This window comes from Pseudomonas sp. L7 (assembly GCF_046605565.1).
Lineage (GTDB): Bacteria > Pseudomonadota > Gammaproteobacteria > Pseudomonadales > Pseudomonadaceae > Aquipseudomonas > Aquipseudomonas wayambapalatensis.
In genome coordinates this window covers 3,298,181-3,321,001 of sequence record NZ_CP176784.1, presented here as the reverse complement: position 1 = coordinate 3,321,001, position 22,821 = coordinate 3,298,181, and the positions used below count along the sequence as shown (strand labels likewise).

Here is a 22,821-nt window from a genome sequence, read left to right as displayed (position 1 = left end):
ACCTCACAAAGAAATGTCGGATAACAACGTGTGGTAACGCTTCAGGATCGCCTCGCGCCGAGGACGGCCATTGGCAGTCAGGGTCTCGTCATGGATGCTCAGTGGGGTCGGCAAACGGCGCCATGCAGACACTCGGGCGTAATCGGGCAGTTGCGCGTTGCAGTGCTGCACGGCCTGCTCGATGGCTTCATCGCTGGCGGTGGGGTCCAGTGGCCACAGCAGTGCCAGGTTGTGCGGCAAGGCTTCGCCATGTACGAATGCCTGGGCGATGACGCCGCTCTGGGTCAGCTCGGCTTCAACCCACTCTGGGTTGACGTTGCGCCCGAAGCTGGTGATGAACTGGTGTTTCTTGCGCCCGTTCAGGTACAGGTAGCCCTCGTCGTCGAGGTGGCCGAGATCGCCGGTCGCCCACCATGACTGGGTAACCGGGGCGTCCTCCAGGTAGCCAAGCAAGGTCGAGCCGGCCACCAGCACCTCGCCGTCCTCGGCAATGCGCACCTGCACGTGGGGCAATGGCTTGCCGACGCTGCCAGGGCGAATGGCCCCCGGACGGTTCAGCGCAACCACGGACGCGCATTCCGACAGACCATACCCTTCGAACACCGGTAGCCCGACCGCTTCGGCCCGTGCCAGCAGGCTTGGCGATACCCGTGCACCGCCCACCGCGACTAAACGCAGTGGGCCAACGCGCATCAGTCCGCGCTCGATGGCCATGACCAGCCCCATCAGCAATTGCGGTACGAGTATCAGGCTCTGCGTACCGCTGAGCGCAATGACGCCCAGCAGCCGCTTGAAGTCGACCTGGCTCGCCCCGTTCATGCCCAACTGCTGCTGCGGATATAGCTGTACGCAGGCGCCCGCCATCAGTGCGGCGTAGACACCAATATTCTCCAGCAGCACACCCACTGGCAGCACTGCCAGATAGTGCAGTGTTTCGGCTGGTCGGCTGGCAGCTTCCAGCTCGCGCGCTACACGCAGTATGGCTTCGGCGCTGAGGCAGACACCTTTGGGGTTGCCGGTGCTGCCAGAGGTGTAGGTGATCTTGGCTGTGCCATCAGGCAATTCCGCGCAGGTCGCTTTTTCGCGTACCCAGAACTCACCATTCTGGACAAATCCCTTGTCTAGCAGATGCGGCGTCCACTGCGTCGTGCACAACACGGCTGATGCACCGCTTTGGACAATGCAGTGATCGAACTGCGCCGCACTGAAGAACGACGGCACGATCACGCAGGGGCGCTCTGCGAACAAGGCCGCCAGATCCCAGAACAACAGCTCAGGGCCGTTATCCAGGGCCAGTACCAATGTACCCGCAGGTTGTCGATGCAGCACCTGAGCGCGCAGCTCCACCTCTGCGAGCAATTGCCGATAGGTGTAACGGTCAGTCGCACCCTTGACCGCCACGGCACCTGCATGATCACGTGCGAACGACATCAGTTGCTCGCGGAAACGCTCCAGTTCACGCAGCATGACCGGCCTCCCTGGCAATCGCGGGAAAGCCCAGTCGTTGGAATACGCCGGATCGGGTCAACGCGTCGAAGCCATCGCCGATGCGCCCGACGAACACCTGGGGGCGTTGGTCATAATAGGTCCCCCATTGGTCTACCTGGCCTGGTAAGCGGTTTGGGTCGGCCGACGCCAGCACGGTGGGTGTCAGCCCTAGCCGCCGAAAGCTGTTGATCAAGGTCGCGGCGCCGGTGAATGCGACCCACTCAAGGCCACGGATGGCAAGCAGCCAGGTGATGGCAATGATAATGATGCGGGCGCTGCCGGCGCTGAGCGAAGCCAGGTTGCCTACCTCGACCATGCAGGCGCGGCTTGGCGAAGTGCCTGTGAGCTGGGAAACGGCGGCCTCCAAGGGCATGTCCAGATACTTTTCGAGGAAAAGCGGACCCTCGCAGGCGGGGCGCATGCCTGCAGCTGCGATCAGTTGGCCGTGACTGTCCTGCAATGCCAGCAGCTCTGGCAGGTAATGCTGCACATCGGCCTGGTGCACGGTGGCAAAACATTGGTGGATAAAGTGCTCCAAGTCCTTGCGCGTGGGGTCATCCGCTCGATGAAGCGACAGGTGCGCGCGATGATCCGGGTGATTGCCGATAGCGAGTGGGAGCAGGCTGCTCCATTGAGATTCGGTCATGAAATTCCCCCCAATTGGGCTTGACGGGGTGGATTATCGGTATCGAATCTGAATGGAATCTGAAGTGGTGCGTTCGATGTCGGTTGCGCGCCACAGGGGCGCTGTTCGAGGGCGTCGGCCTGGGCAAAGACCCGAGGTGCGGCGACGAAGGGGGCTGTTCAGTGTTCCTGGAAAAGAGTACAAATGTGCTCCATGAACAGATTATCCCCCAAACGCCGCGCCATTCTCGAATTCATCCGCGAGCGCATCGCCGACCACGGCCAGCCGCCGAGCCTGGCCGATATCGCCGAGCGCTTCGGTTTTGCCTCGCGCAGCGTGGCGCGCAAGCACATCACCGCCCTGCATGAGGGCGGCTACATCGAGGTCACGCCTAACCAGGCGCGAGGCATTCGCCTGGCCGAACCGCTGCGCCGCCCGGAGATCCTCGAGATTCCGGTGCTTGGCCGGGTCGCCGCCGGTGCACCGATCGGCCCGGACCTGGGCATCCACGAACAACTGCTGATCGACCCCAGCCTGTTCCGCCGCACGCCCGACTACCTGCTCAAGGTGCGGGGCGATTCGATGATCGGCGACGGCATCCTCGACGGCGATCTGGTTGGCATTCTCCAGCAGGCCGATGCCCGTGACGGGCAGATCGTCGTCGCGCGGCTCGATGGCGAGGTCACCATCAAGCGCCTGCAACGGGTGGTTGGCGGCTATCGGCTGTTGCCGCGCAACCCGGCCTATGCCCCCATCGACGTGGGCCCCGAGCACGACTTCTGCATCGAAGGCGTGTTCTGCGGCCTGCTGAGGCGTGACTGATGGGCGCGGTGGTCGATCTCGAGGGGCTGCTCGACCAGCGCCGAATCTGGCGTGGGCGGCAGGTTCAGGCGCGCCCGCTCGGCCTGCAGCCCACCGGTCATGCCGTGCTGGACGAGCGTCTGCCTGAGGGGGGCTGGCCGTCGGCGGCGCTCAGCGAGTTGCTGCTGGCCAGCCCCGGTTGCGGTGAGCTGCAGTTGCTCTGGCCGACACTCGCCCGGCTGAGTGGCGAGGGTGGGCGGGTGGTGCTGGTGGCGCCGCCATTCATTCCCTACGCACCGGCCTGGCAGGCGGCAGGCGTCGATCTGCGCTGGTTGGCGCAGGTCGCGGCTGAGCCGGACGATGCCCTGTGGGCTGCCGAGCAGTGCCTGCGCTCTGGCAGTTGTGCCGCGGTGCTGTGCTGGCCGGAACGCACCGACGACCGAGCGTTGCGCCGCCTGCAGGTGGCCGCTGAAACCGGCGATGCGCTGGCCTTCGCCTGTCGATCCCAGCAGGCGGCACACAACCCGTCGCCTGCGGCTTTGCGTATCGCCATCGATACGCGTCCGGCACAGTGGCGCGTGCTCAAGTGCCGTGGCGGCCTGGTGCCGGCCACGCCCATCGCTGCTCCCGGACGAGGCTGATGCGCCATGCTCTGGGCCTGCATCCTGCTGCCGCAACTGGCGCTGGACACTGTCCAGCGCGGACGGGACGACGCCGATTCACCACTGGTACTGCTGGGCGGCCCAACTCAACGGCGCGTGTTGCAGGCGGTCAATGCGGCGGCCGCCGACCTGGGCCTGCGCGCCGGGCAGACGTTGGCTGCCGCCCGGGCCCTGGCTGACGGCTTCACCTGTGTCGAGGCCGATCCGGCGCGTATCGATGAGGTACAGCAACTGTTGGCGGCCTGGGCCTATCGGTTCAGCGCCCAGGTCAGCCTGCACTATCCACGTGCGTTGTTGCTGGAGGTGGGGTCGAGCCTGCAACTGTTCGGTCCGTGGTCGAGTTTCGAGGCGCGCCTGCGTACAGAGCTGCAGGAGCTCGGCCTGCGCCATCGTATTGTGCTGGCGAGCAACCCGGTGGCGGCACGCATGCTGGCCAACGGGCACGATGGCTTGGCGCTGACCTGCGCCGAGCAGACGCGCGCGGCATTGGCGAACATGCCTCTGGACCGGGTGGGCTTGCCTGCCGATGCCGCCCAAGCCTTCTCGCGCATGGGCTTGCGTCGGCTGGGGGAGGTCATGGCCTTGCCGCGCGCTGCCCTGGCCAAGCGTTTTGCTGCGCCTGTGCAGTTGCACCTGGACCAACTCTTCGGCCAGCGTGCGCTGGGGCTGGATTTCTATCAGCCGCCAGACCGCTTCGAGTCCAGGCTGGAGCTGAATTTCGATGTGGAATCGCACCAGGCGTTGTTGTTTCCCCTGCGCCGGTTGATCAACGATCTGGCCGCCTTTCTTGCCGGGCGTGACTGCGGCGTGCAGCGCTTCGACCTGCATCTGGAGCACGCCGAAGGGCCGGATACCGTGCTCAAGGTCGGCTTGCTGGCGGCCGAGCGCGAAGCGGCGATGCTCTTCGAACTGGCCCGTGGCCGGCTGGAACCGCTGCGCATTCCGGCACCGGTGCGCAACCTGCGCCTGCTGGCCGACGACCTGCCACCCTTCGTGCCTCAGCATCGTGCGTTGTTCGACCCGCGCGCGCAGCAGGCCCAGCCCTGGGAACAGTTGCGCGAGCGCCTGCGGGCGCGGTTGGGGGACGAGGCGGTCAAGGGCCTGCGCGCCGAAGCCGATCACCGTCCCGAGCACGCCTGGCAGGCCAGCGAGCAGGGCGCGGCGGGCAGCCTGGCGGTCGCGCCCGGTAGCCGTCCTGGCTGGTTGCTGGCCCAGGCCCTGGCCCTGCCCGAGGGCGGCCTGCAATGGCTTGGCCAGGCCGAGCGCATCGAGTCGGGCTGGTGGGATGGCGGCGATGTGCGCCGTGACTACTACCGCATCGAAACCCGCGAAGGGCTGCGCGGTTGGGCCTACCGCGACCTCGCCCAACCCGGCCCCCTATGGCTGCAGGGCTGGTTCGCATGAGCCTGCCTGAGTATGCCGAGCTGCATTGCCTGTCGAATTTCAGTTTCCAGCGCGGCGCCTCCAGCGCCGACGAGCTGTTTCGTCGAGCCCATGAGCAGGGCTATCAGGCCCTGGCAATCACTGACGAATGTACCCTGGCCGGTATTGTCCGTGCCTGGCAGGCAGCCCGTGAGCATGGCGTAAGGTTGATCGTCGGCAGCGAAGTGCAGGTGCAGGACGGGCCGCGCCTGGTGCTGCTGGTGGAGAACCTGACCGGCTACCAGAGCCTCTGCGCGCTCATTACCCGCGCGCGGCGCCGGGCAGAGAAGGGCGAGTATCGATTACTGGCCGAAGACCTGCAGGCACATTGCGCAGGCTTGCTGGCGCTGTGGATCGCTGACGTCCCTGGCGACCCCGAACCCGGTCGCTGGTTGCAGACACTGTTCCCCGAACGCCTGTGGCTGGCGGTGCACCTGCACCGTGGCAGCGACGACGCATCGCGCTTGCAGCGTTTGCGTGTCCTGGCCGGGCAACTGGCGATTCGCCCCGTGGCCTGTGGTGACGTGCACATGCATGTGCGTGGCCGTCGCGCCTTGCAGGATTGCATGACCGCGATCCGCCAGCACTGCACGGTGGCCGAAGCCGGTGGCTACCTCTACCCCAATGGCGAACGTCACCTGCGCAGCCGCGAACAACTGGCCGAACTGCACCCCGGCGACCTGCTGGCCGAAACCCTGGTCATCGCCGAGCGCTGCCGCTTCGAGCTGAGCGAGCTGAAGTACCAGTACCCCCGTGAGCTGGTCCCCGAAGGCCACAGCCCGGCGAGCTGGTTGCGTCGGTTGTGCGAGCAGCGCCTGGCGATACGCTGGCCGCAAGGCGCGAGCGCCGAGGTGTACCAGACCCTCGAAGGCGAGCTGGCGCTGATCGAAGAGTTGGGGTACGAGAGTTACTTCCTCACCGTCTACGACATCGTCGATTTCGCCCGTCGGCAGAACATTCTCTGCCAGGGGCGGGGATCTGCCGCCAATTCGGTGGTGTGTTTCGTGCTGGGCATCACCGAGCTCGACCCGATGACCCACCGCCTGCTGTTCGAGCGTTTCCTTTCACGCGAACGCAACGAGCCGCCTGACATCGACGTGGACTTCGAACACGACCGCCGTGAAGAGGTGATCCAGTACGTGTTCAGGCGCTATGGCCGGCACCGCGCGGCACTTACGGCGGTGGTCAGCACTTATCACGCCGCCGGCGCCGTGCGTGACGTGGCTCGGGTGCTGGGCCTGCCGAGCGACCAGGTGGATGCCCTGGCCAAATGCTGCGGGCGCTGGAGCGACCGCATCCCCGATGCGCAGCGCCTGGCCGAGGCCGGCTTCGAGGCGCAGAGCCCGTCGTTGCGACGCATCCTGGTGCTGGCCGGGGAGCTGATCGGTTTCCCTCGGCACCTGTCGCAGCACCCTGGCGGCTTCGTGATTTCCGAACAGCCATTGGACCAGCTGGTGCCGGTGGAGAACGCCGCCATGCCCGAGCGCACGGTGATCCAATGGGACAAGGACGACCTGGACATGGTCGGCCTGCTCAAGGTCGATGTGCTCGCCCTGGGCATGCTCAGCGCCCTGCGCCGTTGCTTCGATCTGCTCCGGCTGCACCGTGGCCGCGAGCTGACCCTGGCCAGCATCCCCCAGGAAGACCCGGCCACCTACGCGATGATCAGCCGCGCCGAGACCATGGGTGTGTTCCAGATCGAGTCGCGGGCACAGATGGCCATGCTGCCGCGCCTTAAGCCGCGCACCTTCTACGACCTGGTCATCGAAGTGGCGATCGTGCGGCCCGGGCCGATCCAGGGGGACATGGTGCATCCGTATCTGCGGCGGCGTCTGAAGCAAGAGCCGGTCACCTATCCTTCGGAAAAGCTCAAGGCGGTTTTCGAGCGCACCCTCGGCGTGCCCTTGTTCCAGGAGCAGGTGATGGAGCTGGCCATGGTCGCGGCCGACTACACGCCAGGCGAAGCCGACCAGTTGCGCCGCAGCATGGCGGCGTGGAAGCGTCATGGCGGGCTGGAGCCGCATCGCGTGCGTTTGCTCGAGGGCATGTTGCGCAACGGTTACGAGCTGGCCTTTGCCGAGCGCATCTTCGAGCAGATCAAGGGCTTCGGCAGCTATGGTTTTCCCGAGTCCCACGCCGCCAGCTTCGCCTTGCTGTGCTATGCCAGCAGTTGGCTCAAGTGCCACGAGCCGGCGATCTTCACCTGCGCGTTGATCAACAGCTGGCCCATGGGCTTCTACAGCCCCGACCAGCTTTTGCAGGAGGCGCGTCGGCAGGGCATCGAAGTGCGACCGGTGGATGTCGTTCACAGCCTCTGGGACTGCACCCTGGAACCGCAGGGCAATGGCGCCCTGGCGATTCGCCTGGGGCTGCGGCAGGTCCGCGGTTTCGGCGAAGACGACGCCCGGCGCCTGGAGCAGGCGCGGGCGCAGCAGCCATGGCGGGATGTCGAGGATCTGTGCCTGCGTGCGTCCCTCGACAGCCGCGCCCGCGCGCGCCTGGCCGATGCCGGTGCCTTGCGTGCCCTGGCTCGCGATCGCCATCAGGCGCGCTGGCAGGTCGCTGCCGTGCAGGCGCAACTGCCGTTGTTCGCTGGGGTCGAGTCTGCGCCTGAGAGCGAAGTGAGCTTGCCGGCGCCGAGCATCGCCGAAGACCTGTTCGCCGACTACGCGACCCTTGGCACCACACTTGGCCCGCATCCCTTGACGCTGCTGCGCTCACGCCTGCGCGCGCTGGGTTGCCGCAGCTCCCGTGAGCTGGATGGCTTGAGCCATGGCGACAGTGTCGCCGTGGCCGGCATCGTCGTAGGTCGCCAGCGCCCCCAGACGGCCAGCGGCGTGACCTTCGTCACCCTGGAGGACGAGTTCGGCATGCTCAATGTGGTGGTGTGGCGGGATCTGGCCGAGCGACAGCGGCGAGCCCTGGTGGGCTCGCAATTGCTCAAGGTCAGTGGTCGGCTGGAGCAGGAAAATGGTGTCAGACACTTGATCGCGCGGCGGTTGGAGGATGTCAGCGGGTTGCTGCAGGGCCTGGATACAAGAAGCCGGGATTTCCATTGAGCCCGGCATTGGCTTCTGTTTTTGCTCCGCTTTTGCTTCTAGGCGCGCAGCGCCCTGAGGCGTAGCCGAAGTTGCCAGGCGAAGTGTTTGCGTAGAGGCTGATAGGTGCTCGCCGAAAGATATTTAGCGCCTCTGAGATCGAGCGCCGCCCGCGCGGCGCTTCGCGGGCAAGCCCGCTCCCACATTTGTTTTCGGGCCAGTTTCTCCTGTATCCATCGGTACGCGGCCCCTTGGCGCATGACTGGATATGGAAGAAAGGTAACTGCTCAAATGCGATATCGAAGGGGGCAAACAAGGGGCGCGCGGCAATCACTCAGGAATAATTGGCCCGAAACAAATGTGGGAGCGGGCTTGCCCGCGAAGCGCCGCGCGGGCGGCGCTCGATCTCAGAGGCGCTGAAAAGCTTTCGACGAGCACCTGTGAGCCCTCACGCAATCACACGCAAACACCTTGAAAGGCAAGGCTATAAAAGCAAAGCTCAACCCCCCCCGCGCCTGACATGCCTGACCAGAACCTTCTCCAGCAACTCCCACATCCTGGCATCCGTACTGAACGCCACATTGAACCGCATCCACCCCGTGGCCTGCGCATCGACCATGAACAACTGCCCAGGCCCAAGCATGATCCCCTGTTCCAGCGCATCGTCCAGCAATGCCGCACTGTCGGGGATGGCCGGGTGGCGGGTCCAGATGTACATGCCTTCATCCGATTCGATGAACAGCTCGAAGCCCAGCCGATGCAGGTGTCGACCCACTTCCTGATGCGCTTCGGCCAGGCGCTGGCGCAGGCGCTTGAGGTGCTTGCGCCAGCGACCGTCGATCACTGCGGCGTACACCACGCGCTCCATCACCTGCGAGGTGGTCAGCCCTGAACGCATCTTCAACTGCAACAGCTGCTGCATCACCTCGGCTTCAGCCACCAGGTAGCCCACCCGTACGTTGGGCGAGATGCTCTTGGAGTAGCTGCCCACGTATACCACCTGCTGCAGATGGTCGAGGCTGGCAAGGCACGGCTGCGGCTCGGCGATCATGTCGGCGTAGAGGTTGTTCTCCACCAGGCGCAAGCCATGCTGCGACGCCAGTTGCAGCAGGCGGTGCAACTGCGCCAGCGGCGTGCGCGAACAGGTCGGGCTGTGCAGGTGTGGCTGGGTGAAGAACACTGTCGGGCGATGGTGGGCGAGCAAGCGCTCCAACTGGTCGAGGTCGTAGCCCACCGGTGTGCGCGGCACGCCGACCAGGGTCGCGCCCTGAAAGCGCAGGATGCTCATCAGGTTGGGATAGCCTGGGTCGTCCACCAGCACCACGTCACCCGGTCGCACCAGGGTGCGCACCGCCAGGTCCAGCGCCTGGCTGGCGCCATGGGTGAGCATCAGTTGCGCAGGGCTGGCGACGATCGACAGCTCCTGCTGCAGGTTCTGCGCGGTCAGCGCGCGCAGTTCGGGCAGGCCCATCGGGTCACCATAGCCAGACAGCTCCAGCGGGCTGCCGGCCACCTGGCGCATGCCGCGACGCAAGCCGTCTTCGTACATCCAGTCGTTGGGCAGCCAGCCGCAGCCGGGTTTGAATGGCAGTTGGCGGGTCTCGAAGATCTGTTGCAGGTACCACTCGGAGTTGAACGATGGTCGGGTTGTGTCAGCTTGCGGGGTGTGCGTGTCGAGCAACTCGCCCGCCGAGCGGCTGACGAAGAAACCCGCATTGCCGCGACTGACCAGCAGCCCCTGGGCCACCAGGCGGTCGTAGGCTTCGACCACGGTGAAGGTACTCACCGAGTAGGTCGAGGCGAACGCGCGGATAGACGGCACCTTGGCGCCGGGCTTGAGGGTCTGGTTGTCGATGAGCTCGCGCAACCCGTCAATGATCTGGTTGACCAGCGGGGTAGGGGAGTCCGGATGTAGTCGCAGCATGGGGTGCCTTCAGGTGTGCGTAACGCCAAGCGCCTGCAGGGTGTCGCGGGTGTATTGCATTGGCGGCCTGTACAGTGCAGTGCGAGTTTCATGCCACTGTGCATGGCTCTATGTGGCGGACATTTTTACATTAGGTGTCAGATATCGCCAGATGCAACACGTTCAGTTCGCCCGAGCGGCAACCCTCGGGCGCGTCAGCAGGCCGCCATGGAAGGTCTGCGTGTGTTCCTCACACCTCCTGCCCGCAATAGCGCTGATGTACAGGTGAGGCCGATAACCATCGGGGTTTCACAGTTTTTCCTTGGATAAAAAGAAGCACGGGGTACACAACTGATGGACGCAACATCCACATCCACCACCTCCGCGAAAGGCGGGCACGAGAGCAAGCTCAGTGCCTCGCTCAAGTCGCGCCACCTGACGATGATGTCGATCGCCGGGGTCATTGGCGGCGCCTTGTTCGTCGGCTCTGGCAGCGTGATCCACAGCGCCGGCCCAGCGGCTGTCCTGGCGTACCTCGCCGGCGGCATCCTGGTGGTGCTGATCATGCGCATGCTCGGCGAGATGGCGACCTCCTCGCCGGACACCGGCTCGTTCTCCACCTACGCCGACCGCGCCATCGGGCGCTGGGCCGGTTTCACCATCGGTTGGCTGTACTGGTGGTACTGGGTCATCCTCATGGCCTGGGAAGCCTACGTGGCGGGCAAGATCCTGCATGGCTTCTTCCCTGATGTCAGCGTCAACGTGTTCGTGCTGGCGACCACCTTGCTGCTGATCACCGTGAACTTCTTCAACGTCAAGCACTACGGCGAGTTCGAGTTCTGGTTCGCCTTGATCAAGGTGGTGGCGATCGTCTGCTTCCTGGTGGTGTGTACCGCCGCCGTGATGAACGTCTGGCAGTTCGGTGAGGTACGCGGCATCACCCACCTGACCGCCGAAGGCTTCATGCCCAATGGCATCACCACGGTGATCGGCGCCTTGCTCGGGGTGATGTTCGCCTTCCTCGGTGCCGAAATCGTGACCATCGCGGCCTCGGAAGCGAAGGATCCGGCTACCCAGATCGTCAAGGCCACCAACTCGGTGGTGTGGCGTGTGTGCCTGTTCTACGTCGGCTCGATCTTCCTGATCGTCTGCCTGGTGCCGTGGAACGATCCGCACCTGGGCGTTTCCGGTTATGGCGCCTACCGCCGCACCCTGGAACTGCTGGGTGTGCCGTATGCCGAGCTGCTGATGAACTTCGTGGTGTTGACCTCGGTGAGCAGTTGCCTGATCTCCGGCCACTACACCGCTTCGCGCATGCTGTTCTCGCTGTCCCAGCGGGGCGATGCGCCGTCGTTCTTCAAGATCACCCGCGCCGGCACGGGTGTCCCGGTGTACGCAATCCTCGGCTCGTGCGCCGTGGCGGTGGTCTGCGCGCTGATCAACTTCAGCGAGACCCTGCGCCCGAAGGACGTGCTGGAAACCCTGATGAACACCACTGGCATGATCGCCCTGCTGGTGTATCTGGTGATTGCCTTCTCGCAACTGCGCATGCGCCGCAAGCTGATCGCCGAAGGCCGCGAGGTGCGCCTGAAAATGTGGCTGTTCCCCTGGCTGACCTACCTGGTGATCGCCTTCATCGTTGCCGCACTGGTAACCATGGCCTTCATGCCTGACTACCAGATTCTGGTGATCTCCACCGGTATCGCCGCAGCCATCGTGGTGGCCATGGGTGTGGTACACCAGATCCGCAGCGCCAAGCGTCACTGACCGCTGCCGGGCTGTACGGAAAACGCGGCCGGCTCCCCAGGGGACCGGCCGCGTTTTCATTTGCGGCGCACCACGGTCAGCCAGTCGGTGTAGTGGGCAATCTTGATCGGCAAGCTGGCCTGCAGGTCATCGAGGGCCTGGTCGGTGTCGTCCAGGGCCAGGTCGTCGGCGACCTTCAGGTCGGCCAGCGACGGGGCATCGAACAACAACAGGCCGCGGTGGTGTCGGGCCAGACGCTCGAGCGTTTCGTTCAGCGGTTGACCGTCGCCTGGCAGGCGCTCCAGGTACCAGGCTGCCTGGGTATCGCCGGTATCGACCTGGGTCAGGGTTGCGGGCGTGATGCCATCGAAGCGCAACTGCTGGCCGCGGTTGAGCGACAGTTGGCGACCGTTGACAGACAGTTCGACCCGCCCCTCCAGCACGGTGACTTCGCTGCTGTCCTGCAGCCGCTCGACGATCAGTTTCGCGTCCAGCGGACGCAGGCTGCCCTGTGGGGTGACGATGAACAGCGGGCGGGTATCGCCCCGGGCCACTTCCAGCAGCAACTGGCCCTTGAGCAGGTCGATCCGTCGCTGAGTCCTGTCGAACGCCAGGTCCACGGCCGACCCGCTGTCCAGGGTCAGCAGGCTGCCGTCCTCCAGTTGCCGGGTCAGGCGGTTCTGGCTGTCGGTGGACAGGTCGGACAGCTCGAAGCCCTGACCCATCCAGGGCGAGGCGAGCAGGATGGAGGCGCCGATCAACGCAAGGATGGCCAGGGGCAGGGCGAGACGCGGGTAGGGGAAGGCATTCATGGCGAGCGACGTATGGAGGTTATGCGGATGACCTCCAGCATAGGCTGTCAGTTCCTGTTTTCGTTCAGGCGAAGCGGATCGGTCAGACCGATACCCCGAACGTTCGGCAAAAGGCATATGCTAGCGCTTCCAACTGCCAAAGGAGTCGCCCATGGCCTGGTCCGCCACCCAGTATTCGCTCTTCGAAAACGAACGCACCCGTGCCGTGCGCGATCTGCTCGCGGCTGTGCCAGCGCGACCGGTACGCCACGCCACGGACCTTGGCTGCGGCCCTGGCAACTCCACCGAGGTCCTGCTGCAACAGCATGGCGACGCCCAGGTGCTGGCCTTGGACAGCGACCAGGACATGATCGACAAGGCGCGCGAGCGACCACGCCTGAAGGTGCCGCGGGTGCGTTGCGAGGTAGCCGATATCGCCACCTGGAAGGCTGCCGAACCCCAGGACCTGATCCTCGCCAACGCCTCGTTGCAATGGGTGCCGAACCACCGTGAGCTGTACCCGCACCTGATCCGCCAGCTTTCCGAGGGGGGCAGCCTGGCGGTGCAGACCCCCGACAACCTCGATGAGCCTGCCCACAAGCGCATGCGCGAGATTGCCAGCCAAGGCCCGTGGAAAGACAAGTTCAGCGATTTTTCCTTGCCACCGCGACACAGCGGCGCGTTCTACTACGACCTGCTCAGCCCACTGTGCACACGCGTGGATGTGTGGCGCACCACCTATCACCATGTCCTCGAGGGCGGCGCGAGCGCTGTGGTGGAGTGGTTCAAGGGCTCGGGCCTGCGGCCGTACCTGGCGCGGCTGGACGAGGCCGAGCGCGAAAGCTTCCTGCAACTCTACCTGCAGGCCATGGAGCAGGATTACCCGAAAGCCACCGATGGCAAGGTGCTGCTGCCGTTCCCCCGGTTGTTCGTGATCGCTACCCGCTAGCACGCCTCCCGCGCCAGAGCACATAGCCGTAGATGCCGAGGTTGACCAGCAACACGATCAACCCAAGCAGCACCTGGACCTGTGGCGTCAGCCCGGCCGGGTAGATCAGCGGCCAGACATAGTGCTCGACGAACCCTCCCTGGTAGCCGGCCTGGCCGGCTGCCAGACGCATGCGGTTTTCCCAGTCGGTCAGAGGGCACTGCAGGTGCAGGCATTCCACCGCCAGGCCCCAGGCCAGGGCCGGCAGATGCAGGAGCAGGGCGCGGCGCCAGCGCAGCACCAGCAGGCCGCCGAACAGCACCAGCAGGATGAAGGCCAGGTGCAGCAGAACCAGAGTGTCGGCGCTGAGGCGGTAGAGCATGGGCGGGGTCCGCTGTGGGGCGAGTCATCAGCATAGGGCAGATCACGGGGGGCCGGCATGGTCGCGGGGTGGCACCGCTGAACTCACAACGCTTCTTGCACCATCTGCAGAAACGTCGCCACCACGCGCCGCGTGCGTTGTTCGCTCAGGCACACCAGCGTCTCGGTCAAGTGGCGTTGGCAATCGACGATGGGGAGTGCGCACACCCGTGAGTCGGCGCCGAACTCCGCCGCCGACACCACGCCCACGCCGATCCCCACCACCACCGCTTCACGCGCCGCTTCGCGTCCCTCGACCTGGATGGCCGGGCGGATGCGCAGGCCCGCGCGCTGCATTTCTTCTTCCAGGGTCTGGCGTGTCACCGAGCCGGGCTCACGCAAGACCAGCGGCGTGTCGTCCAGGTCGGCCAGGCTGATCGAGGCGCGGCTGGCCCAGGGGTGGTCCTGGGAGACGAAGGCCACCATTGGGTCACGCCGCATCGGCACGCAGAACAGCCGCTGGTCATCGACGTCGCGCCCGAGCAGAGCCAGGTCAGCCTGGTAGCTGAACAGGCGCGCCAGCGACTCATCGGTGTTGCCCGTCTCGATCTTGACCTGAATCCCCGGATAGCGCTGACAGAAGCGCGCAACCTGCGGCAGTACGTGCACGGGGGCATCCACTGCCAGCACCAGGCTGCCGGTGTGCAGGGCACGCGAATCCTGCAGCAGCTCCAGTGCTTCGGCCTCACAGGCGAACAGGCGTTGGCTGATGCCCAGCAGGCGCTCGCCCAGGTCGGTGAGCTGCACCGAACGCTTGTTGCGCTGGAACAGCAGCACGCCGAAGCGTTCCTCCAGCTTGCGCACCTGGTCGGACACCGCTGGCTGGGTGAGGAAGAGTTTCTCGGCGGCCCGGGTGAAGCTGCCGTGTTCGGCCACCGCGTGAAAGGCCTTCAGTTGCGCTTGCGAGACAGACATGGAGCACCTCGGAACAGGTTCTTTTAAAAGCTGGGCTTATGTGTGAAATACGATAAATCGATTTTATTTATCAGTCACCAGCTGTTTCCATGTCGCTCAACCCGGGGCAGCTTCACACCCCCTTGCACCGGGCCATGGTCCAGCCAGATGACGTCCCTCCGTCATGCAGTGCGCAACACAACAACAAGACAGGCGTTTCTTCACATTCTGCCGGCACACTCAGCAAGAGGTCAGAGTCAAATGAACCAGTCTTTCGGTGCCATCAAGCGGTGGCGCATGCAGATCTTCGCCATCACCTGGCTGGCCTACGCCGCCTTCTACTTCACCCGCAAAGCCTTCTCGGTCGCCAAGCTTGGCATTGCTGAAGACCCAGGTTTCATGCTCGACAAAGCCGCCATGGCCAACCTCGATGCGATCTACCTGGCGGCCTACGCCGTAGGCCAGTTCACCTGGGGCATGCTCGCCGACCGCTTCGGCCCGCGCGTGGTGGTACTCGGCGGGCTGCTGATCTCGGCCGCAGCAGCGGTGGTGATGGGCAGTTACGCGACCTTCCCGATCTTTGCCACCTGCATGCTGATCCAGGGCCTGGCGCAGTCGACCGGCTGGGCAGGGCTGTGCAAGAACATCGGCAGTTTCTTCCCCGCCTCCCAGCGTGGCCGGGTACTGGGCCTGTGGAGTTCGTGCTACGCCTTTGGCGGCCTGGTGGCCTCGCCCTTTGCCGGGTGGTGGGCGTACACCCTGGTCGGCAGTTGGCACGCAGCGTTTTTCTCCAGTGCCGTGGTGGTGGCGGTGGTGGCGCTGCTGTTCTTCCTCTTTCAGCGCAACAAGCCCGAAGACGTCGGCCTGCCAGCGGTAGAGCCGGAGCCACAGAGCATGGCGCCAGGCGCGAACCTGTGCAGCGTCTGGGCGCCGCTGCGCGAAATCCTGCGCAACCGCACGGTCCTAACGCTAGGGCTGGCCTACTTCATGCTCAAGCCGGCGCGTTACGCGATCCTGCTCTGGGGGCCGGTGATCGTTTTCGAGCAGATGCCTTCGGTGGGCAAGGTTGGCGCAGCGATCATTCCCACGGCCTTCGAGCTGGCCGGGTTGCTTGGGCCGATCCTGATCGGCCTGGCCTCGGACAAGCTGTTCGGTGCACGGCGCATGCCTGCCTGCGTGATCAGTCTGCTGCTGCTGACCGTCACTCTGGCCGGCTTCATGGCGGCCATGCACAGCGGCAGCGTGCTGCTGGTGGTGGCGCTGCTGTTCGTCATGGGCCTGACCCTGTACGGCCCGGACTCGATGATCAGCGGCGCGGCCGCCATCGACTTCGGCACCGCCAAGGCCGGCGCTACCGCAGCCGGGTTCGTCAATGGCTGCGGCTCGGTAGGCGCGGTGCTGGGTGGGCTGCTGCCGGGCTACTTCGACAGCGTCACCGTGTTCATTGTGTTCGCCGGCACTGCGCTGTTCTCCGCCCTGGTGCTGCTGCCGCACTGGAACAGCCGCCCGGTCAGTGCAGACGCGGTACATGACGTGGCACCCAATACCGGCATGGCGATCAAGCCGGTACGTACCTGAAGGAAAGTGAAACGATGAGACCGTTCTGGCTGCAACAGGCCCTGGACCCGCAAAACGAAGCCGTGTGCCCGCCGCTGCAAGGCGATGTGCGCTGTGATGTCTGTATCGTCGGCGGCGGCTACACCGGCTTGTGGACCGCACTGCTGCTCAAGGAGGCGGTGCCGGCGCTGGATGTGCTGTTGATCGAGGCGGATATCTGCGGCGCCGGTGCCAGCGGGCGCAATGGGGGCTGCGCGCTGTCGTGGTCGGCCAAGTACTTCACCCTGGAGCGCTTGTTCGGTGTGGCCGAGGCGGTGCGCCTGGTCCGTGAGTCGGAGCGCAGTATCGCGGCCATCGGCACGTTCTGCGCCGAACATCACATCGACTGCGACTACCGCATGGACGGCACCTTGTACACCGCCACCAATGCCGCGCAGGTCGGCAGTACCGATGCGGTGATCGCGGCGCTGCAGCGCCAGGGCATCAACTCGTTCCAGCGTCTGGCGCTGGATGAAGTGCAGCGCCGGGCCGGCTCTGACCGCCACCGGGAAGGCTGGTTCTCGCCAGCGGCCGCCACGGTGCAGCCGGGCAAGCTGGTGCGTGGCCTGCGCCGGGTGGCCTTGCAGCGCGGCGTGCGCATCCACGAAGGCACGGCGATGACCAGTCTTGAGCACGGCACCCCGGTGCAGGTGCGCACCGCCCACGGCACCGTACGTGCCGACCGGGTGGTGCTGGGCCTCAATGCCTGGATGGCGCGGCAGTTTGCGCAGTTCGAGCGCAGCGTGGCGATCGTCTCCAGCGACATGGTGATCACCGAGCCGTGCCCCGAGTTGTTGCGCCAGACGGGCCTGGAGACCGGGATCAGCGTGCTTGATTCGCGCATCTTCGTGCACTACTACCACAACACCCCCGACGGGCGCCTGATGCTCGGCAAGGGCGGCAACACCTTTGCCTATGGCGGGCGCATGCTGCCGGTCTTCGATCAGCCGTCGCCTTACCGAGCGCTGCTGCAACGAACCTTGGGCGAGTTCTTCCCGGCGTTGGCCGAGGTGCCGCTGGCTGCGAGCTGGAACGGGCCATCGGATCGCTCGGTGACCGGCTTGCCGTTCTTCGGCCGCCTGGACGGGCAGGGCAACGTGTTCTATGGCTTCGGTTATTCCGGCAGCGGCGTAGGGCCTTGTCACATGGGTGGGCAGATCCTTTCGTCGCTGGCCCTGGGGATGGACAACGCCTGGACGCGCTCGCCCCTGGTCAAGGGGCCGCTGGGGCAGTTTCCGCCGGAGCCGATCCGCTACCTGGGGTCGCTGATGGTGCGCGATGCCGTGCGGCGCAAGGAACGCGCCGAAGACCGAGGGCAGCGCCCGCGGCGGCTGGATGTGCGGCTGGCGAAGTTCGCGGCGGCGGCGGGGAAGGCGGACAAGGGTTGAGTCGGTGTGGGCTTTTTCGCGGGCAAGTCGGGTCGCCGCACCGCCGCTCCCACAGGTAGCCACCGCTTGCAGGAGCGGCGGTTCGCCGCTGCGGGTTGCCGGCGAATGGCTGCCACGCGATTTCTTGTCGATCCCACCCGCGAGGGCGTATAAACTCTCCCCACTTTTGGCCGGTCGCTTCCTGAACCGGCCGCTGAGACAAAGAGAGTCGAAATGGGCGCACAGTGGAAAGCCAAGCATAGAGAAACCGCCGCCAACGCCAAGGGCAAGATCATGGGCAAGTTGGCCAAGGAGATTCAGATCGCTGCCAAGTCTGGCGCCGACCCGGACATGAACCCGCGCCTGCGCTTGGCCATCGTCCAGGCCAAGAAAGCGTCGATGACCCGCGAAACCCTCGAGCGTGCGATCAAGAAAGGCGCTGGCCTGGATGGCGAGGCGGTGCAGTACCATGCCGTCAGCTACGAGGGCTTTGCGCCTCACCAGGTGCCGCTGATCGTCGAATGCCTGACCGACAACGTGAACCGTACCGTCGCCCAGATCCGGGTGTTGTTCCGCAAGGGCCAGCTTGGCGCAAGCGGCTCGGTGGCCTGGGACTTCAACCATGTCGGCCTGATCGAGGCCACCCCGGAAGGTGATGCCGACCCGGAAATGGCCGCCATCGAAGCCGGCGCCCAGGATTTCGAAGACGGCGAGGAGGAGGGCTCGACCCTGTTCATCACCGACACCACCGACCTGGACGCGGTGCAGAAGGCCCTGCCCGAGCATGGTTTCACCGTCACCTCGGCGAAAATCGGCTACACCCCGAAAAACCCAGTGAGCGCCGCCAGCCTGAGTGCTGAAGCCCTGGCCGAGGTCGAAGCCTTCCTCGAGGCGATCGACGAGAACGAAGACGTGCAGAACGTCTATGTCGGTCTGACGGACTGACTTCCTGCCGGGCTGCCTCGCGGCCCGATGGGCCCCTTCATGGGGCCCTCCACCTCACCCGCGCAGGTCACCCCATGACCCCCACTTTCGCCTCACTGAGCCTGGCCCACCTGCGCACCCTCGATTGCCTCCTGCAATTGAAGAACCTCAGCCACGCCGCCGAGCGCCTGGGTTGCAGCCAGTCGGCCTTGAGCCGTCAGCTTGCCCACCTGCGCGATGCCTTCGGCGACCCGCTGCTGGTCCGCCAGGGCCGCGGCTATGTGCTCAGCGAACATGCCGAAACCTTGGTCGAACCCTTGCGCCAGGTGCTCGATGAGCTCAGCGCCCTGCGCCAGCCTGCCGCCTTCGACCCGGCACGTTGCGAGCGGCGTTTCTGCATCGCCGCCTCCGACTATGTTGCCGAGCATATCCTTCCGGACCTGGTGACGGCACTGGAGCATGAGGCGCCCGGAGTGTCCCTCGAGTACCGCACCTGGCAGGCTGGCCAATACGCCTCGCTGGCCAGTGGTGAGGTCGATCTGGCTACCACGCTGTTCGATGAGTCCCCGCCGAACCTGCATGGCCGGCTGCTCGGTGAAGACCGGGCCGTGTGCCTGATGGCGGGCGAGCATCCGCTGACTGCCTGTGCCACGATCAGCCAGGACGACTACCTTGCCTATCGCCATGTGCGGGTTTCCGGCGGCGGCGACAAGGACAGCTTCATCGACCGTCACCTGCGTGCCCAGGGGCTGCAGCGGCGCATGCAGCTCCAGGTGCCGTTCTTCAGTGCCATGGTGCAGGTGATCGGCAATGGCCAGGCGTTGGCCACGGTGCCGGAGCATATCGCCCGCCAGCTTTGCCGTTTGCATGGCCTGGCCTGGCGGCCGCTGGGTTTCATCGAGCACAGTCAGCGCTACTGGGTGGTCTGGCATCAGCGCTTGCAGGCCTCGGCCGAGCACCGCTGGTTGCGTAACCGGGTATTCGAGCTGTGGCGCCAGTCGTCGTTCGGCGTGCAGGGCGCAGATGCGCGGTTGCGATAGCAGCTATGCGCGAAACGGGGTTATTGCGCGGGGACGGGTTGCCTAGACTGGGCTGATTGCGGGGTGTCGGTGCTGACACCTCATCCCTTCCCCCAGGAGCCCGCCCAGTGACCCCCGAACAATTTCGCCAATACGGCCACCAGCTCATCGACCTGATCGCCGACTACCGCCAGACCGTCGGCGAGCGCCCGGTGATGGCCCAGGTCGAGCCCGGCTACCTCAAGGCCGCGCTGCCCGAGGCTGCGCCGCAGCAGGGCGAGCCGTTCGCCGCCATCCTCGATGATGTCTCCAGGCTGGTGATGCCCGGCCTGTCGCACTGGCAGCATCCGGACTTCTACGGCTACTTCCCCTCCAACGGCACGCTGTCGTCGGTGCTCGGCGACTTCCTCAGCACAGGGCTTGGCGTGCTCGGCCTGTCCTGGCAGTCCAGCCCGGCCCTGAGCGAGCTGGAGGAAACCACCCTCGACTGGCTGCGCCAACTGCTGGGGCTGTCGGCGCAGTGGAGCGGGGTGATCCAGGACACGGCCTCCACCAGCACCCTGGTCGCGCTGATCAGCGCACGTGAGCGCAGCACCGACTATGCCCTGGCTCGCGGCGGCCTGCAGGCCCAGGACAAGCCGCTGATCGTCTACGTCAGTGCCCATGCCCACAGCTCGGTGGACAAGGCTGCGCTGCTGGCCGGGTTTGGTCGCGACAACATTCGCCAGATCCCCACCGACGAGCGCTTCGCCATGATTCCCGAAGCGCTGCAGGCGGCCATCGAGCAGGACCTGGCGACAGGCAACCAGCCCTGTGCGGTGGTCGCTACTACCGGCACCACCGCTACCACGGCGCTGGACCCGTTGCGCCCGGTCGGTGAGATCGCCCAGGCGGCGGGGTTGTGGCTGCATGTCGATTCGGCGATGGCAGGCTCGGCGATGATCCTCCCGGAATGTCGCTGGATGTGGGACGGTATCGAGCTGGCTGACTCGGTGGTAGTCAATGCGCACAAGTGGCTGGGCGTGGCCTTCGACTGTTCGATCTATTACGTGCGCGACCCGCAGCACCTGATCCGGGTGATGAGTACCAACCCCAGCTACCTGCAGTCGTCGGTGGATGGCGAGGTGAAGAACCTGCGCGATTGGGGCATACCGCTGGGGCGGCGGTTCCGTGCGCTGAAACTGTGGTTCATGCTGCGCAGCGAAGGGGTCGAGGCCTTGCAGCAGCGCCTGCGCCGAGACCTGGAAAATGCCCGCTGGCTGGCCGAGCAGGTCGAGGCTGCGCCGGGCTGGAAACTGCTGGCGCCGGTGCAGTTGCAGACCCTGTGCATTCGGCATGAACCCGAGGGGCTGGAGGGTGAGGCGCTGGATGATCACACCCGTGGCTGGGCAGATCGGCTCAATGCTTCCGGCGACGCCTACGTGACCCCGGCAACCCTGCAAGGCCGCTGGATGGTTCGGGTGTCGGTCGGCGCGCTGCCGACCGAACGGGCGGATGTGGAGCGGCTGTGGGGGAATCTGCAGGCGGTGGTCAAGGCTTGAGATTGTCGGGGCCGCTGCGCGGCCCCGACTGCCTTACTGGCTCACCACCTCGAAGCTGCTTTTGCGGCTGGCTTCATAGGCGTCCTTTTCCAGCGGTTTGGCCTGCGGGTTACCCAGGTCTTCCATGGCCAGCCGGTAGGTTTCAGGCGCCACATAGGCTGCCAGTGCGCACACGCAGGTGATGGCGAAGGCCAGGGCACCGACCACCAGCCAGATATGCTCTGAGCCAGGTGGGGCGACGGCCGCGAACAGCGCCGGCAGCATCGCAGTGAGCATGGTGCCGATGTTCTGTGCGATGGCCATGGCCGACACCCGGTAGCGGGTCTGGAACAGCTCCGGGTAGAAGCTTGGGAACACGGCGTTGTAGCCCTGGTAGACCATGCCCCACATCAGGATCGAGCCGACGAAGGCAAGTGGCACGTTCTGGATGCTGATCGCATACAGGTAGACGAACGCCAGCAGACCCGATCCCAGGCACCCGGCAATCATGGTCGGACGTCGGCCGATGCGGTCCGACAGGTTGCCCACGAACGGAATCACCAGCACCGCGACGACATTGCCCACCACCGGGATCCACAGGTACACGCTCTTGTCGAAGCCGATGCCATAGGCCGGCTGTACCGCATAGGCCGCGCCGAAGATGGTGGCGACCACCGGGATCACGTTCATCAGTGCCATGAACATCACCAGCACCATGTGTTTCCAGTTGTGGCGGAACGCTTCGCCGATCGGCGACTTGGCCACCTTGTCCTGTTTTTCTTCCTGAACGAATGCCGGGGTTTCATGCACCTCCTTGCGGATGATGAAGCCTGCGATCAGCACCACCGCGCTCATCAGGAACGGAATACGCCAGCCCCATTCGTTGAACGCTTCGCTGGGCATGAAGTAGGCCAGTGGCAGGAACACCGCGGCGGCCATCACCTGGCCGGCCTGCACGCCTTGCAGGGTGTAGCTGGCGTAGTAGCCGCGACGCCCGAAGGGCGCGTGCTCCATGATCATGGAACTGGCGCCGGAGATCTCTCCGGCCACGGCGAAGCCTTGGACCAGGCGCAGGACCACCAGCAGGGCAGGGGCGAGGAGGCCGATGTCGTGGTAGGTGGGCAGTAGGCCTACCGCCATGGTCGAGATGCCCATCAGGAACATGCACAGCAGCAGCACGTTCTTGCGTCCTCGCGTGTCGCCCCAATGACCGAGCACGAAGGCGCCGACCGGACGGGCCAGGTAGCCGACGCCATAGGTGGCCAGGGAGGCGATGATGGCCATCTTCGGGTCGCTGGACGGGAAGAAGATCTGCGGGAAGATCAGCGCTGCCGCCTGGGCATAGATGAAGAAGTCGTAGTACTCGAGGGCCGAGCCGATCCACCCGCTGGCGGTGGCTTTCTTGGCCTGTGAAGAGTGGGCCATGGTGTCTCCGTTGTTCTTGTTGGTTGTCGGATGGCGGTCGCACTCGGGCAGGCATGAGCCCGGATGGCGGCGACTGAATCCATGGTCGTCCAGGGTTCTGCGCTGAATCAATTCGTCTTGCTGGCTTCTGTTCGGTTATCGAACACAAACTAACCATTTCGTACAAAGTGCATTGCCGCCACGACTTTACCTGCGAATAATCGATCCTGCCATCGTCGAGAACAAGCAGGTTCACAGGTCAGACGAACCTGC

At 65.2% G+C, this 22,821-nt stretch carries 18 protein-coding genes; 11 read left to right on the top strand and 7 right to left on the bottom strand.

What is annotated here, in order from left to right:
• Positions 1-3: 3 nt before the first annotated feature.
• Together ACK3BK_RS15015 and ACK3BK_RS15010 are read right to left on the bottom strand one after the other, a co-directional pair.
• Positions 4-1,467: an AMP-binding protein gene (locus ACK3BK_RS15015; RefSeq protein WP_411382740.1), complete on the bottom strand. Its 1,464-nt coding sequence runs from the start codon at positions 1,465-1,467 to the stop codon at positions 4-6.
• Positions 1,457-2,134 (bottom strand): thermostable hemolysin, encoded by a 678-nt coding sequence (locus tag ACK3BK_RS15010; RefSeq protein ID WP_186663890.1) that lies wholly within the window; start codon positions 2,132-2,134, stop codon positions 1,457-1,459. The genes ACK3BK_RS15015 and ACK3BK_RS15010 overlap by 11 nt, the downstream gene beginning before the upstream one ends.
• Before the next feature lie 183 nt (positions 2,135-2,317).
• Between ACK3BK_RS15010 and lexA the strand changes: the two genes are divergently transcribed.
• Genes lexA through ACK3BK_RS14990 form a run of 4 tightly spaced genes read left to right on the top strand, consistent with a single transcriptional unit; the run spans position 2,318 to position 8,057 of the window.
• Positions 2,318-2,935, top strand: a complete 618-nt coding sequence (gene lexA / locus ACK3BK_RS15005; RefSeq protein WP_411382739.1) for a transcriptional repressor LexA — start codon at positions 2,318-2,320, stop codon at positions 2,933-2,935.
• Positions 2,935-3,555: a translesion DNA synthesis-associated protein ImuA gene (gene imuA, locus ACK3BK_RS15000; protein ID WP_186711259.1), complete on the top strand. Its 621-nt coding sequence runs from the start codon at positions 2,935-2,937 to the stop codon at positions 3,553-3,555. Before lexA ends, imuA begins: the two co-directional genes overlap by 1 nt.
• 6 nt (positions 3,556-3,561) lie before the next feature.
• Positions 3,562-4,980: a Y-family DNA polymerase gene (locus ACK3BK_RS14995; protein ID WP_411382738.1), complete on the top strand. Its 1,419-nt coding sequence runs from the start codon at positions 3,562-3,564 to the stop codon at positions 4,978-4,980.
• Positions 4,956-8,057 carry an error-prone DNA polymerase gene (locus ACK3BK_RS14990; protein ID WP_411382737.1) on the top strand — a complete coding sequence of 1,034 codons (3,102 nt, stop codon included), beginning with the start codon at positions 4,956-4,958 and terminating at the stop codon, positions 8,055-8,057. The genes ACK3BK_RS14995 and ACK3BK_RS14990 overlap by 25 nt, the downstream gene beginning before the upstream one ends.
• 478 nt (positions 8,058-8,535) lie before the next feature.
• Here the strand turns inward: ACK3BK_RS14990 and ACK3BK_RS14985 are convergent, their stop codons facing one another.
• The gene (locus ACK3BK_RS14985; protein ID WP_411382736.1) at positions 8,536-9,960 is read right to left on the bottom strand and encodes a PLP-dependent aminotransferase family protein; all 1,425 of its coding nucleotides are present in this window, start codon (positions 9,958-9,960) and stop codon (positions 8,536-8,538) included.
• A gap of 333 nt (positions 9,961-10,293) precedes the next feature.
• Between ACK3BK_RS14985 and ACK3BK_RS14980 the strand changes: the two genes are divergently transcribed.
• On the top strand, positions 10,294-11,706 hold the full coding sequence (locus ACK3BK_RS14980) for an amino acid permease (protein WP_411382735.1): 1,413 nt from the start codon (positions 10,294-10,296) through the stop codon (positions 11,704-11,706).
• A gap of 56 nt (positions 11,707-11,762) precedes the next feature.
• Here the strand turns inward: ACK3BK_RS14980 and ACK3BK_RS14975 are convergent, their stop codons facing one another.
• Positions 11,763-12,497, bottom strand: coding sequence for a FecR family protein (locus ACK3BK_RS14975; RefSeq protein WP_288375104.1), 735 nt, complete (start codon positions 12,495-12,497; stop codon positions 11,763-11,765).
• A gap of 151 nt (positions 12,498-12,648) precedes the next feature.
• On the opposite strand from ACK3BK_RS14975, the gene tam reads away from it, so the two are divergent.
• A complete protein-coding gene (gene tam, locus ACK3BK_RS14970; protein WP_186663905.1) occupies positions 12,649-13,425 on the top strand; it encodes a trans-aconitate 2-methyltransferase in 777 nt (258 codons plus the stop codon).
• On the opposite strand, the gene ACK3BK_RS14965 is transcribed toward tam, so the two are convergent.
• Entirely contained in the window at positions 13,415-13,786 is a 372-nt protein-coding gene (locus tag ACK3BK_RS14965) for a DUF2784 domain-containing protein (RefSeq protein ID WP_186707877.1), read from the bottom strand. The genes tam and ACK3BK_RS14965 overlap by 11 nt on opposite strands.
• Positions 13,787-13,869: 83 nt before the next feature.
• Positions 13,870-14,739: a LysR substrate-binding domain-containing protein gene (locus ACK3BK_RS14960; protein WP_411382734.1), complete on the bottom strand. Its 870-nt coding sequence runs from the start codon at positions 14,737-14,739 to the stop codon at positions 13,870-13,872.
• A gap of 240 nt (positions 14,740-14,979) precedes the next feature.
• Here ACK3BK_RS14960 and ACK3BK_RS14955 point away from each other — a divergent pair, with 240 nt between their 5' ends.
• The 5 genes from ACK3BK_RS14955 (at position 14,980) to ACK3BK_RS14935 (ending at position 21,165) form a co-directional block, all read left to right on the top strand.
• Positions 14,980-16,296, top strand: a complete 1,317-nt coding sequence (locus tag ACK3BK_RS14955) for an MFS transporter (RefSeq protein ID WP_411382733.1) — start codon at positions 14,980-14,982, stop codon at positions 16,294-16,296.
• 14 nt (positions 16,297-16,310) lie between these two features.
• Positions 16,311-17,702 carry an FAD-dependent oxidoreductase gene (locus ACK3BK_RS14950; protein ID WP_186663913.1) on the top strand — a complete coding sequence of 464 codons (1,392 nt, stop codon included), beginning with the start codon at positions 16,311-16,313 and terminating at the stop codon, positions 17,700-17,702.
• A 213-nt stretch (positions 17,703-17,915) separates the two neighbouring features.
• Positions 17,916-18,626, top strand: coding sequence for a YebC/PmpR family DNA-binding transcriptional regulator (locus tag ACK3BK_RS14945; protein ID WP_023631852.1), 711 nt, complete (start codon positions 17,916-17,918; stop codon positions 18,624-18,626).
• A 74-nt stretch (positions 18,627-18,700) separates the two neighbouring features.
• Positions 18,701-19,645: a LysR family transcriptional regulator gene (locus tag ACK3BK_RS14940; RefSeq protein WP_411382732.1), complete on the top strand. Its 945-nt coding sequence runs from the start codon at positions 18,701-18,703 to the stop codon at positions 19,643-19,645.
• A 107-nt stretch (positions 19,646-19,752) separates the two neighbouring features.
• Positions 19,753-21,165 (top strand): DOPA decarboxylase, encoded by a 1,413-nt coding sequence (locus tag ACK3BK_RS14935; RefSeq protein WP_411382731.1) that lies wholly within the window; start codon positions 19,753-19,755, stop codon positions 21,163-21,165.
• 33 nt (positions 21,166-21,198) lie between these two features.
• Here ACK3BK_RS14935 and ACK3BK_RS14930 read toward each other — a convergent pair whose 3' ends face one another.
• Positions 21,199-22,569: an MFS transporter gene (locus ACK3BK_RS14930; protein WP_411382730.1), complete on the bottom strand. Its 1,371-nt coding sequence runs from the start codon at positions 22,567-22,569 to the stop codon at positions 21,199-21,201.
• Positions 22,570-22,821 lie beyond the last annotated feature (252 nt).